General features: G+C 39.8%; 13 protein-coding genes and 4 tRNA genes. 6 read left to right on the top strand and 11 right to left on the bottom strand.

The features are described 5' to 3' along the window. Positions 1 to 4 precede the first annotated feature (4 nt). Positions 5 to 1,375, bottom strand: a complete 1,371-nt coding sequence (locus tag G6Q00_RS02015; RefSeq protein WP_163498932.1) for a S41 family peptidase — start codon at positions 1,373 to 1,375, stop codon at positions 5 to 7. A 139-nt stretch (positions 1,376 to 1,514) separates the two neighbouring features. On the opposite strand from G6Q00_RS02015, the gene G6Q00_RS02010 reads away from it, so the two are divergent. The 3 genes from G6Q00_RS02010 (at position 1,515) to G6Q00_RS02000 (ending at position 4,251) form a co-directional block, all read left to right on the top strand. After that, positions 1,515 to 2,585: a hypothetical protein gene (locus tag G6Q00_RS02010; RefSeq protein ID WP_163531799.1), complete on the top strand. Its 1,071-nt coding sequence runs from the start codon at positions 1,515 to 1,517 to the stop codon at positions 2,583 to 2,585. Further along, positions 2,582 to 2,713: a comB7 lipoprotein gene (locus tag G6Q00_RS02005; RefSeq protein WP_163531798.1), complete on the top strand. Its 132-nt coding sequence runs from the start codon at positions 2,582 to 2,584 to the stop codon at positions 2,711 to 2,713. The genes G6Q00_RS02010 and G6Q00_RS02005 overlap by 4 nt, the downstream gene beginning before the upstream one ends. 134 nt (positions 2,714 to 2,847) lie before the next feature. Next, positions 2,848 to 4,251, top strand: coding sequence for a hypothetical protein (locus G6Q00_RS02000; RefSeq protein WP_163531797.1), 1,404 nt, complete (start codon positions 2,848 to 2,850; stop codon positions 4,249 to 4,251). On the opposite strand, the gene G6Q00_RS01995 is transcribed toward G6Q00_RS02000, so the two are convergent. The 9 genes from G6Q00_RS01995 to dcd all read right to left on the bottom strand — a co-directional run bounded on the left by G6Q00_RS01995 (position 4,238) and on the right by dcd (position 9,600). Beyond that, positions 4,238 to 5,734, bottom strand: a complete 1,497-nt coding sequence (locus tag G6Q00_RS01995) for a Na+/H+ antiporter NhaC family protein (RefSeq protein ID WP_163531796.1) — start codon at positions 5,732 to 5,734, stop codon at positions 4,238 to 4,240. The two genes, G6Q00_RS02000 and G6Q00_RS01995, sit on opposite strands and share 14 nt — an antisense overlap. Positions 5,735 to 5,753: 19 nt before the next feature. After that, positions 5,754 to 5,841 (bottom strand) — tRNA-Ser (locus G6Q00_RS01990). A 20-nt stretch (positions 5,842 to 5,861) separates the two neighbouring features. Beyond that, positions 5,862 to 5,936, bottom strand: a tRNA-Cys gene (locus tag G6Q00_RS01985). A gap of 1 nt (position 5,937) precedes the next feature. Then, positions 5,938 to 6,024 (bottom strand) — tRNA-Leu (locus tag G6Q00_RS01980). 34 nt (positions 6,025 to 6,058) lie between these two features. After that, complete coding sequence (locus tag G6Q00_RS01975) at positions 6,059 to 6,337, bottom strand: TRL-like family protein (RefSeq protein WP_430750782.1); 279 nt, start codon at positions 6,335 to 6,337, stop codon at positions 6,059 to 6,061. Positions 6,338 to 6,389: 52 nt separating this feature from the next. After that, positions 6,390 to 6,464: transfer RNA gene (locus G6Q00_RS01970), tRNA-Gly, on the bottom strand. Between the two features lie 40 nt (positions 6,465 to 6,504). Further along, the gene (locus tag G6Q00_RS01965; RefSeq protein WP_163531795.1) at positions 6,505 to 8,055 is read right to left on the bottom strand and encodes a dipeptide ABC transporter ATP-binding protein; all 1,551 of its coding nucleotides are present in this window, start codon (positions 8,053 to 8,055) and stop codon (positions 6,505 to 6,507) included. Beyond that, a complete protein-coding gene (locus tag G6Q00_RS01960; protein ID WP_163531794.1) occupies positions 8,036 to 9,043 on the bottom strand; it encodes an ABC transporter permease in 1,008 nt (335 codons plus the stop codon). Before G6Q00_RS01960 ends, G6Q00_RS01965 begins: the two co-directional genes overlap by 20 nt. After that, positions 9,040 to 9,600, bottom strand: a complete 561-nt coding sequence (gene dcd / locus G6Q00_RS01955) for a dCTP deaminase (protein ID WP_163498982.1) — start codon at positions 9,598 to 9,600, stop codon at positions 9,040 to 9,042. The genes G6Q00_RS01960 and dcd overlap by 4 nt, the downstream gene beginning before the upstream one ends. 78 nt (positions 9,601 to 9,678) lie before the next feature. Here dcd and rlmN point away from each other — a divergent pair, with 78 nt between their 5' ends. After that, positions 9,679 to 10,761: a 23S rRNA (adenine(2503)-C(2))-methyltransferase RlmN gene (gene rlmN, locus G6Q00_RS01950; protein WP_163531793.1), complete on the top strand. Its 1,083-nt coding sequence runs from the start codon at positions 9,679 to 9,681 to the stop codon at positions 10,759 to 10,761. A 272-nt stretch (positions 10,762 to 11,033) separates the two neighbouring features. On the opposite strand, the gene G6Q00_RS01945 is transcribed toward rlmN, so the two are convergent. Continuing rightward, on the bottom strand, positions 11,034 to 11,324 hold the full coding sequence (locus G6Q00_RS01945; RefSeq protein WP_163531792.1) for a hypothetical protein: 291 nt from the start codon (positions 11,322 to 11,324) through the stop codon (positions 11,034 to 11,036). On the opposite strand from G6Q00_RS01945, the gene G6Q00_RS01940 reads away from it, so the two are divergent. Together G6Q00_RS01940 and G6Q00_RS01935 are read left to right on the top strand one after the other, a co-directional pair. After that, the gene (locus G6Q00_RS01940) at positions 11,290 to 12,120 is read left to right on the top strand and encodes a polymorphic toxin type 50 domain-containing protein (protein ID WP_163531791.1); all 831 of its coding nucleotides are present in this window, start codon (positions 11,290 to 11,292) and stop codon (positions 12,118 to 12,120) included. The genes G6Q00_RS01945 and G6Q00_RS01940 overlap by 35 nt on opposite strands. Then, positions 12,113 to 12,400 (top strand): hypothetical protein, encoded by a 288-nt coding sequence (locus G6Q00_RS01935; RefSeq protein WP_163531790.1) that lies wholly within the window; start codon positions 12,113 to 12,115, stop codon positions 12,398 to 12,400. Before G6Q00_RS01940 ends, G6Q00_RS01935 begins: the two co-directional genes overlap by 8 nt. Positions 12,401 to 12,495: the final 95 nt, after the last annotated feature.

Below are 12,495 nucleotides of genomic sequence, written 5' to 3'. Positions count from 1 at the left end.
TTTTTTACTTATGCGCGCTCTCTTTTTTAGCAGCCATAAGAATATCCCACACCTTAAGCGTATCAATTGCAACTTTAAGCTGGATATCTGCGTTGATGTCCTTAAGCGTGATGGCCTTTTCCTCTTTATTCTCTTTTTTACCCGGGGTGGGTTTTTTATTGTCTTTTTTGGTGTTTAACTCTTTGAGTTCTTGTTGTAAATGGTGTTTTAAGTCGGCTTCTTTCAAGCTAAACTTGCTTCCATCTTGGGGTACACTGCCCGGATAAATTAAAATATCTGGTTTGATTCCTACTGCTTGAATAGTGCGCCCGCTGGGCAAATAATAGCGAGCAATGGTGATTTTAATCGCCTCGTCTCTGCCTACAGGGAAAGTTGTTTGTACACTACCCTTACCAAAGGTGTCCTCACCAATGATAATTGCCCTTTTGTGATCTTGGAGCGCACCGGAGACAATCTCGCTAGCACTAGCTGTACCGGCATTGACTAGTACGGCAATGGGCAAGTTAGCATAAGGGGCTCTGCCATTGGCGCGGTATTCAATGTCTTCAGATTTAATGCGCCCTTTTTGCGAGACAATGATGCCATGCTTGATAAAGAGATTGGAAAGATCGATGGCTTGGTTGAGTAATCCTCCCGGGTTAGAGCGCAAATCTAGTACAATTCCTTGTAAATTTTTAGCCTTGTTAAGTTCGCCAAGTACGCCTTTAACCACATTGCGATCAAAGGAATTAACCCGTACATATAAAAAGTTTGTGCCCTCAATTTTTTTAGCGTGTACGGATTTAATTTTAATGATGTCGCGAATCATTTTAATCACAATGGGTTTAGGTTCAGATTTGCGCACGATAGTAAGTTCAATAGGGGTTTTAGGCTTGCCTCGCATTAAATTAACCGCATTATCAATACTCATGTTAAGCGTGCTTTCTTGGTTGATCTTTAAAATCACATCTCCAGCTTTGATCCCAGCTTTAAAGGCGGGTGTATCATCTAGGGGGGCAATCACTGTAAGCGCGCCATCGCGAATTCCAACCGTAATACCTAATCCTCCAAACTCACCCTCTGTTTGGGCTCTAAAATCTCTAAACTTCTTAGCCGTTAAGTAAGAGGAGTGGGCATCTAAATTACTTAAAAGCCCATCAATGGCCTTATCTACAATATCATTAATGCTCACCTCATCTACATAGTAGCGCTCAATTTCCTCCACCACGCTAGAAAATTTCTTTAAAGCATTGAGCCGTTCGGCAGTGGTGGGTTTGTTATTTTTTTTAAAGCTTCTGGCATGCGTGGGGGTAACCTGAGCCACTTCTAAACTATGGGCTACCAGCCATACACTCAAAATAGACGATACAACCCCCATTGTAAAATACTTGTTCATCATTTCCCTTATCTAATTATTCGCGTTAAAACCGCCATTTTATCTAAAAAAGCGCGATTTTACAATTTAAACTTTATTTTAGTCTGTATTAAACTCCCGCCCACTATAATCGCTAAAACCCAACCCTTAAGGTTATTATTTGCAGTCTTTGCAACTCTACCAGAGTGTTTTGCATTTTTTTCTTGATCCAACCCAAACTCTTCTCTCTAATTTAGGGACTCAGATTTTAGAGTTGCCACAATTTTCTTTATTTTGTAATCTGTGCATGGTTTTAGCCTTGATGTTATGGGCTTATCAAAGAGTACGCGCCTTAGACTTTTTTAAATGGAAAACCCTTTTTAGCCTCGCCTCTTTTGCTCTCTTTTTTACTCTCTTTAATTATGCAATCCACCACCCCCAAGATTTTTACACACAACTTAAACACCTCATCTTCTACCCGGCCAATACTTTAACAGAGCTTATCCATGCAAGTTTAAAAGCCTCTGCATCTGCTCTTGATTTAGAAGAAACCCATTTAGATTTAGAATTTCTCATTAACCAAAGTTTTCATACCCTTGTTTTACTCATCAGCCAAATTAAGCCTATCAACCTAGAAACCCTTATTTCTGTCATGCTAATTTTAACCCTTGTTATATCTCAAGGGATACTTCTTATTTATATTCTAGCTTTAACTGTAATGATCTCTATTGAGCTGTATTTATGGCTAGCTTTGGCTATTTTTATCTTGCCACTTGGATTATTTGGTTTGCGCCTACTAGGGCTATATTTTAAAAAGTGTTTGGCTTTAAGTTTTTATCAGCCCCTTATCATTCTTATAGCCTTTTATAACGCTAAAATTCTTAAAACCCTCATTATTAATATCCCACCTACTCCGCTGCAATCGCCCACCCCTTCACTCATAGAAAACTATTTAATTTTAATTGCTAGCACCCTTTTAACGCTTTTTTTAACCAAGAGAGTCCCTATTTTTATCAATGGGCTTTTTGGTACTAAAGGTTGGTTAGCTAATCTAGCTAGCATTAGCACAGCTAGTAAAAATTTAGTACGCCAACACACCCAAAGTTTGTTAACCTCCTTTATATCCTCTGATATAACCACCAAGCACACCACCCATACCAGCACACAAGAAAAACAAGAACCCTCTTTTAGTATACAAACCCTCTCAACAGCCCAAATCCAGATTCAAAACGCTTCTAAGGAACACTCATGAAATTTTCTTTTCTTTTATTCTTAAGCATTGTTCTACATGCTTGTAGTAGTAAATTCCATGAAATGCAAAAAAGCCCCTGTGCTTTTTCTCATATTTTAGAAACACAGAAAGCGTTAATTCTAAGCTAATTACACATTTTATTTACTTTTTGTTTGCTTTGCTACACTTACATACCCGTGCTGTTTCTCATACGATTATTTTTTAAGGTTGATTTTATTATGAATTTATAGAATGTATCATTTTTTTTATCTGGAGTACGCCCATGAATAAAGAAATTTTAATCCCTCCCATTCTTGTTACAGCTCTCTTTGCTAACCCTCCATTACCATCGCCTGATATTTCTTTCTTTTCAAAAACTCTTCATGAAGACCTAGAAGCCCCAAGTATTAATACTCTAATTTTAAATTTCAAAGACAAATGCAAAGCCTGCGTATACACCACCCCCATACAACAAAAGGGTTTAGCCTTTTTAGAGGCCTTACTCCCTTTAAATGTCCATGATACAAACTTACTTAAACCTACTAGACATTTAATTTATTCTCTAGGTTTTGATCAAAGAGTAACCTCTGTTGTACAAACCAGTACGGCTATGCAATCTGCACTCAAAATTTATACAATCGTCAGTGCCCATTTAAGAGCGCTTGATAGACCCCTTTATAGAGCTTTTACACAGAGATTTTTAGCTTTTAAAGCTACACTCTTACCCCAATTCATGCAAGTAGCCACCACCCAACTTATCTTTCCCTCACCCCTCCCCTTTGCAACAAAAGCACTGATTGAAAAATTTAAAAGTGTACAAGAGCATATGCAAACCCACCCAAATGATCCTAATCTCAAACAAGCCTTGCAATCTCTTTTAGATAGCATTAATCAAAATAGCGGATCTGTCCATGCTAAGATTCGATCCTATTTGCTAGCTAATACCCTCAAATCCATAGCCCAGAGTTTATCTAATACTCCCTTTGATAATATCTGGTTAGAAACACCTGATTTAACCCTTTATACTAACCACATCTTGCATGTTTATCACACCCTTTTAGCTCCCTCTAACCATAGTTTAGAACGCTATTTAGAAACTTTCATGGTAGATAATGCTGATAATTCCCCCCACATCACCCATAAGTTAGAACATGTTTATCATAGCCTAGAAAAACTCAAGAGTCGCTACTCACACCATGCTTGTTTTAGCCATGAACAAGCAATTATCCATGATCAGCAGAATTTATCCGTGATTTTAAGAATTTTATACACCCTAGATCAAAACCCCCAAGTCAACACCACCATTAATCACATTTCAGATGTGCTTGCCTGTTTGCAACTCTACCAAGTCGTGTATAACATTCCTTTGTATGCTTTCACTAATAAGATTTTATATGGCGTTATAAAAGTACCCATGCTCTCTTTTGATCTCCCCCATTTTAAGCAACTTGAATCCCAAATCGTGGTTTTGAAAAGAGCTTTAGATAGCCATGACACTATGCAAGCTGAAAAATCTTTAAAAATGTTGGTTTCACAAATCTCTAATTCTTATACCCGCGTGCGTACCTTTGAAACCAAGCATGAAGCCATTGAAGAAACCAATACCTATTACCGCGCGCTTAGAAGCCAGCTAATTGCCATTAACACCTCCATTCATGGGCCAAAGCTTAGTTTTAGTTATTTTTAAACATGCGCTTTAAAAAGTAAAACAAAACCACCAAACATAAAGCACCCCCGATAAAGCCTATTATCTTAGAAAGAGTAAGGCTAGCAATAAGAAAGGCTAGCATCGCACAAGCAGCCGTAAGCGTGGCATAGGGTAGTTGGGTTAAAAAATGGCTTTGAACCGAACAACCCGCCCCTGTGGCTGATAAAATCGTTGTATCTGAAATAGGCGAGGCGTGATCGCCATAAACCGCCCCTGATAAAATCGCTGAAACCACTAGTACAATATCACCCCCCACCACGCTAAGCATTCCCGTGCCAATAGGAAGCATGATCGCAAAAGCCCCCCAACTAGTGCCGGTGCTAAAGGCAATAAATCCTGAAATTAAAAATAATAATAAGGGCATGAGTAAAAACACGCCCTGGAAATGCGCGATCAAACTAGCTAAATATATCCCCGTTTGTAAATCATCTCTAATCATAGGCCCAATGGCCCAAGCCAAGATCAAAATTACAATCGCAGAGGCCATGCTTTTAAACCCCTGATAGATCAAAGAAAAAAGGCTATTTGGTGGTAAATAGCGCCAAGCTAAAAAAAGACAAAAGATTAAAGAAATAATCCCCCCTACAAAGAGAGAAAGCGCGCTATTAATATGGCCTAAAATATCTAAAAAATCTTTGTGATCACTCCCTACATAGCCTGTATAAAACATTAAAATCGTGGTACTCACAAGAAGCATAGCAATGCTTAAGAGTAAAATAGAAAGAGGGGCTTTTTTAAAGGGTTGGATTTTTATCTCTTGCACGCCTACATTTTGGTATTTTTGCATAGCCGGCAAATTAATTTGCCAAAGAATGGTTAAAAACACAGCTAAGAGTGCAAACCACGCGTAATAATTACTCAGCGTACTTTTAAGTAGCAAAGCAAACCCCTCTTTAAGCAAGGGCGAGCCCTCATTTTGCATCACCCCCACGATATAAGCCCCCCAGCTAGAAAGCGGTACAAGCAAACACACAGGCGCTGAGGTTGAATCAATAATATAAGCTAGGCGTTCACGGCTTGATTTATGCGCATCATTTAAAGATTTGCTAATTTGGCCTACAATTAAAGCGTTAAAATAATCATCAATAAAGATCACAATCCCGGCTATAAGTGCAATGCCCTCTGATTGGCGCGCGCTTTTAACATGGTTTTTAGCCCAACGCACAAAAGAGTTAATCGCCCCGCTGCTAGCAATAATCTGGCTTAAAATCCCTAGTAAAATCAAAAAGCCAAAGACATATAGGCTATTTAAATTAGGGATTAGGCCTTGTGGTTGCTTGTGATAAAACACGGCGCTAGTTTTTGTATAAAGATAGATCACAAGACTAGAGAGATGCCCATCTGTGAGCAATAAAGCGCCTAAAACCATGCCGCTAAAAAGCGCAAGGGTTACTCTGCGCGTAAAAATCACCATAGCAATTACAAAAAGAGGTACAAGTAGGCTTAAGGGAGAATGTCCCAAGAAATTCCTTAAGAGAATGTGGCCGGGAGAGAGGGATTTGAACCCCCGGAGGTGTTACCCTCAACGGTTTTCAAGACCGCCGCTTTCAACCGCTCAGCCATCTCCCGCTAAGAAAAAGTTAAATTTTTGGAGGCGACGCCCGGATTTGAACCGGGGAATCAAGGTTTTGCAGACCCATGCCTTACCACTTGGCTACGTCGCCATGGTGCCCAAAGCCGGACTTGAACCGGCACGGTATTGCTACCGAGGGATTTTAAGTCCCTTGTGTCTACCTATTCCACCACCTGGGCAAGGCTAGGCGCGCCCGCCTAGCATAAATCAAAGTTAATTGCCTCTAACTACTGTCGTGTATATGCCAACAATACCTAAAACATTGGCTACCGTGCGATCTACCGTATTAATCTGAACGATACCGCCATTTTTAGCCGCCTTTTCTACAGAACAATCACCGGCAGCAAAAATGCCAAGAATACTAAAACAATTAGCATGCCCCTCTTTAGAAGATCGCATATCATTTCCAGAAACCGGGAGTTTTACCATCGTAGCAAGCCCGCCAACTGGAAGAGGCTGAGCACAGCCACTAATTAATACTCCGGCACACACACACACACTAGTTTAGAAGCATTTAACATTTAAAACCTCTTAAAATGAAAATTGGAGCGGGAAACGGGGATCGAACCCGCGGCCCCGACCTTGGCAAGGTCGTGCTCTACCACTGAGCTATTCCCGCACAATAAAAACGCCTATTTTAGCAACATTTATTCAACAAGTCAAGTTAAGCGCGTCTTTAAAAGTTGCTTTGTGTAGGGGTGTTTGGGGGCACTAAAAATACTTTTAGTTAATCCACTCTCTACAACTTGCCCTTGTTCTACCACAAGAACCCGATCACACATGTTTTCAATAACATCTAAATCATGGCTAATAAAAATATAACTAAGGCACATCTTTTCTTGCAACTCTAAAAGCAAATTAAGTACTACCTTTTGTAAACTCTTATCTAAAGCCGAAGTAGGTTCGTCCATTAAAACCACCTGTGGGCGGTTGATAATAGCCCGTGCAATGGCTACTCTTTGGCGCTGGCCTCCGCTTAACTCAAAGGGATAACAATTTAAATACTTAGCTTCTAACCCTACCGCCTCTAAACTCTTTATAGCTAGATTTTTGTCTAAAGAGTTTGAGCCTTCTAATAAAATATCTTGTACACTCCAGCGGGGGTTTAAAGAGGCATAAGGGTTTTGAAAAACTATTTGTAGGGATTTTCTTAAGGGTCTAAAGTCTTTAGAGTTAAGAGAATGGATAGGCTGATCTAATAAATAGATTTCTCCTTGAGCTTTAGCAAGTTTTAAAATCCCTAGTGCTAGCGAACTTTTTCCACTACCAGATGCCCCCATCACACCTAAAGTTTCTTGGGTGTGTAGGCTTAAATTAACCCCGCTAATAGCTTGGAAAATAAAATCTTTGCCTAAAAATCTCTTTTTTGTATAGTACACGCCAAAGTCTTTAAGCAATAAAACCTCTTGCTTTCCCGGTTGCATTTTCTTAGCTGTGAGGTGGCGCGCATTTAAAAGAAGTTTTGTATAAGAGTGTTTGGGGTTTTCAAAGAGTTCTTCTGTTGTGCTATGCTCACAGATTTTACCCTTTTGCATGACATAAACATGTTCAGCCACCTGTTTAATCGCCCCTAAATCATGGCTAATGATTAAAATAGCCATTTGGTTTTGCACACTCAAGTACAAGAGTAAATCTAAAATCTGCTTTTGAATCTGTGCATCTAAGGCGGTGGTGGGTTCATCACAAATTAAAAGCTTAGGACGGTTAATTAAAGCCATAGCCAAAGCCACGCGTTGGTTTTGCCCTCCACTAAGTTCATAAGGGTAGCGATTTAGTAAATCTAAAGAAAGCCCCACTTGATTTATCACTTCTAAAAGGTGATCATGGGCGCTAGATTTAGAGAGTTTATTGTGTAAGAGAAGCGTTTCTAAAATTTGTTTGTGGATTTTATGTAAGGGATTTAAAGCCAAAAGGGGTTCTTGTGCGATATAGCCAATTTGTGCGCCTCTAATCATTCTTAATACAGAAGTTTTAAGGCTTAATAAATCCACACCCTCAAATATAATTTTTCCATGAGTGGCGCGGATAAAGGGCACAAGCCGTAAGATTAATTGGGCTAGCGAGCTTTTCCCGCTCCCACTCTCCCCGACTAAACCTACCCTTTGCCCGGACAATATCTCTAAATTAATCTCTTTTAAATAAAAATCTTGCCCGATCTTTGCTTCTAAATTTTGGATACTAAGTAGGGTTTTACTGTCCACTGAAGGCATCGCGCACCCCCTCCCCGATAAAAACTAATAAAGAAAGTAAAGTTGCAGTCGCAAAAAAACCAACTAAGGCTAAATGGGGCGCATAAAGGTTATTTTTGCCTTGATTGAGCAATTCGCCTAAAGAAGCGCTCCCAACTGGCATGCCAAAACCTAGAAAATCTAAACTCACTAAAGTGGTGATACTCCCTGCCATGACAAAGGGCATATAAGTAATGGTAGCCACTAGGGCGTTAGGCAAAATATGATAAAAAATTACGCGCATATCACTCACTCCTAGCGTATAAGAGGCTTTGACATAATCCATATTACGCCCCCTTAAAAATTCAGTGCGCACCACTTGGGCTAAACCCATCCAGCTAAAGGCTAAGACGAGTAATAAAAGCCACCAAAAACTAGGGGTAAACATGCTAGAGAGAATCATCAGTAAAAAGAGCATGGGTACAGCGCTCCAAATCTCTAAAAAGCGCTGGCCAAATAAATCAATAAGACCACCATAATAACCCTGAAAAGCCCCCAAAGCTACGCCTAAAAACACGCTACACACACTTAAAATCAATCCAAATAAAATAGAAACCCGGTAACCATAAACCAAACGCGCTAAAACATCGCGGGCTTGATCATCAGTGCCTAAAAGGTGCTTAAGACTAGGGGGGGTGGGCGCGCTTTGTTTAAGGTCCATAATAATGGTGTTATAAGAGTAGGGCACTAAAGGCCAGATCACAAAGGCATTTTTAAGCAGGTGTTCTTTGACATAGGGGTCTGTGTAGTCGGCTGTGGTGTAAAAATCCCCGCCAAAGGTGGTTTCAGGATAATCTTTAAAGAGGGGGAAGTAGCTTTTATGATCTTTGTAGATAAAAAGGGGTTTATCATTGATCCAAAGCTCAGCACTACAAGAGAGTAAAAAAAGCAAACTAAAAATGATAAATGAATAAAACGCCCGCTTATTAGCACAAAAGGCTTTAAGCCGTCTTTGAGAGAGGGAGGTCATGGATTGATTTTAGGCAAAGTGATGCCTTGTTGTCCTTGGTATTTGCCCTGTTTGTCTTTATAGCTGGTGGCACAAATACTATCGCCTTGTAAAAAGATCACCTGCGCGATGCCCTCATTGGCATAAACTTTAGCCGGTAAAGAAGTGGTGTTAGAAATTTCAATGGTGATATACCCCTCAAACTCCGGCTCAAAGGGCGTAACATTGACAATAATCCCACAGCGCGCATAAGTACTTTTACCTAAACAAATGGCGAGTACATCTTTTGGCATGCGGATATACTCTATACTATGGGCTAGTACAAAGGCATTAGGCGGGATAGTGATAAAAGTTTGGGTGTGGATATTCTTAACTAAGTTAGGATCAAAGTTTTTAGGATCAACCACCCCCTCTTGTTGCTCAAAGAGCATAAACTGCGTGCCCACGCGGATATCATAGCCATAACTGCTTAGGCCATAACTGATGATACCTTTGCTCACTTGATTCTCACAAAAGGGTTTAATCATGGCATGTTCTAAACTCATCTTTTTGATCCAAGTATCGGCCTTTAAACCCATATAAACCTCCAAAATCCCCATTATAGCACAGCGATTTAAGCATTTTGGGGCTAAAATATCAATTCTAAAAGGCTTAGCATGCAATCACTTTATAACCTCACTTTTGAAGAATTACAAACCTACGCCACTGATAACCATTATCAACCCTTTGTGGCTAAACAAATTTTTGCTTGGCTTTATCAGCGCTATGCTACCTCTTTTGATCAAATGCATAATTTGCCCAAATCTTTAAAAACAATCCTGCAGAGGGATTTTTGTATCCAAAGTTTAAAGTTGTTGGTTAAAGAGTGTAGCCAAGATAAAAGCGAAAAATGTTTATTTGCCACCCACGATCAACATAGCTTTGAAAGCGTGTTTATGGTGATGAGGGAAAAACAAATAGGGGATAAGGGACAGATTTTAGCACAAGAAAAACTCACCTTTTGTTTGAGTTCACAGATTGGTTGTAAGGTAGGTTGTGTGTTTTGCGCCACAGCTAAGGGGGGATTTGTGCGCAATTTAAAAGCGGGTGAAATTGTAGAGCAGGTGGTGGCTTTAAAGCGCATGCACGCGCTAGAACCCACTAAGGGGATTAATTTGGTGTTTATGGGCATGGGCGAACCTTTGCATAATTTTGAGCAGGTGGTGCGCTCTCTTAAAATTTTAAGCCACCCACATGGGCTTAATATTTCTCCTAAACGCATCACCCTTTCAACCAGTGGCGTTGTGCCTATGATGGACATTTTAGGGGCGCTTAATTTAGGGGTACAGCTAGCTATTTCTTTGCACGCAGTTAATGATGATCTGCGCTCTAAACTCATGCCCATTAATAAAACCTACAATATCCAAGAGTTAATAAAAGCCGCAAGGCGCTTTCCTATCAATGCGCGTAAACGGTTGATGTTTGAATATTTAGTAATTAAAGATTATAACGACGGGCTAGAACATGCAAAGGCTTTGCTTAGATTGCTAAATGGGTTGCGATCTAAAATTAACCTTATCCCCTATAACCCCACGCCTCATTCTAAGTTTGAGCGCCCCGACTTAGAAAAAGTTAAGCAGTTTGCAGACTTTCTTAACCAAAGAGGTTTACTCTGCACCATGCGCCTCTCAAAGGGCTTAGACATCAGTGCAGCCTGTGGGCAGCTACGAGAAAAAACACATAGAATTAGTGGGGCGTAGCGCTTTTAGAAGTGTATTTTTTAGAGGTTTGGCATTTTAAAAGCTTAAAGATCATTTAGTGTTATAGGTTTTGGCGAGGTTTTAAGGGGATAGAGTTTAGGGGCGGTTTAAACTTAAGTAGTTTAATTTGGGATCAAACCTGCGTTAATCTAAAAACTCTAAATACAATGTAAAAAATGAGGTGGGCTAAATCTTGAACTTTTAAGTGTGTTAAAACGCCCTAATACGCAGCATAACACTATAAAGATAGCTATAAAAGGCTCTTGTAATTATTATAGTGATCTGCAGGCTAAGGTGTATAGATCATCGCTAAAATCGCGGTAAAACTCAGAAAAAGCCTCCTGTAATTGTTCAACACGCCTTCTAGCTTGTTCTTGAGCCTCTTTATTGTCTGTAGGCGCATTGCTTGCCATTAACTGGTATTGTATAGCTTGAAAAATTAGCGCGCCTAAAACTTTGTTTGTAGCCTCATCTGCATTAATGGATTGGCAATACATACGGCCTAAACCTAGCGCATAAAGGCCATAAATGGAAGCTATTCCGCTATCGCTACCTAAATTCAAAAACAAGCTAGCTATTTACGCAAATAACCCAAAAGCCACAAGCTTACTTAAAGGCATTTTACAAAATATCGCCACTAAAAAAGCAAGATTTAAGGAATTAATTAGGCTTTCTAAAAATGGGGGTGATATGCGCTTTGGGGTGTTAGAGACAATGCCAATTAAGCTAAAAGCTAAAACGCTAAAAGCTAACCCAGCTAATGATCTCTTTGATTTTTTCTTAGCTAGGGAGGTGTTAGACTCTCCGCTTTTATTAGCCTCCCATAAAGATACAAGAAAGCTAGTGGGGCAAAAGTTAGGGCGGTGGTATGAATTAGAAATTCAAGGCACAGAATTAACCGGTTTAGAACATTTTACAGAAGCGCCTATATTGAAAGAGGGCTTTACAATTCAAAAATTAGACTTTGATGAGTTAGCTAAACGCGCCCCAAGCGAAAAGCCCTATCCCTTTACCCAAAGAGTACTAGCTACTATCAAAAGCGCGCTATTTTTATTAACTTTAGATGATAGGCAGGATTTGCATGTACTAGATAGCCCAAATTATAAGCAAGGGCGGAGTTACTACACAAAAGCCCTTACAATTGAGGAGGTTAGGGAGGCGATCGCGGAAATTAGCGCGATAAATGCCCAAAAAAAATGGAATAAAAAATTAATCATTCACCACCCAAACTTAGAAGGTGTCGTTTTGCCGCATGAAAAAATAGGTATTCAAGAAGCGGTTAAGACAAATTATAGTAAGGTGCACTTCAATAAAAGGGGGTTGCATATTGTGCCATTTTTAGAGGTCAAACATGATTGAATTAAAGGACTATACGAGGTATTGCGGGTGGTTTGTTAGGGTTACTTTAATCAATGATCAAGTTATCTATGAAGGCACTACTATTGAGGGGGTTTTTTTGGGCTATGATTTTGCGGTGTGTAGTGGTGATGAGGGGGGCGATAGCTTGGTAATTGACATGGGTGGCTGGGGATACGATCTATATGTTTCAGACATTAAGGAAATAACCCCGCTGTATAAGCTTGATAATAAAGCTATTCAAGCCATTTTAAAACGCAACTACAACACCCCCGCCACTTGATCTAATAATTCTAAAATCTCGCTTTCATCAATCCCTAAATCTAACGCGGGAGGCTCTTCCGTGTTTGCTTTCTCAATCCTATTTGTTTGCGTGTT

Origin of the sequence: Helicobacter suis (genome assembly GCF_902196125.1) — a bacterium.
GTDB lineage: Bacteria > Campylobacterota > Campylobacteria > Campylobacterales > Helicobacteraceae > Helicobacter > Helicobacter suis_B.
The sequence above is the reverse complement of the archived record's forward strand: the minus strand, read 5'-3'. Positions and strand labels throughout refer to the sequence as shown.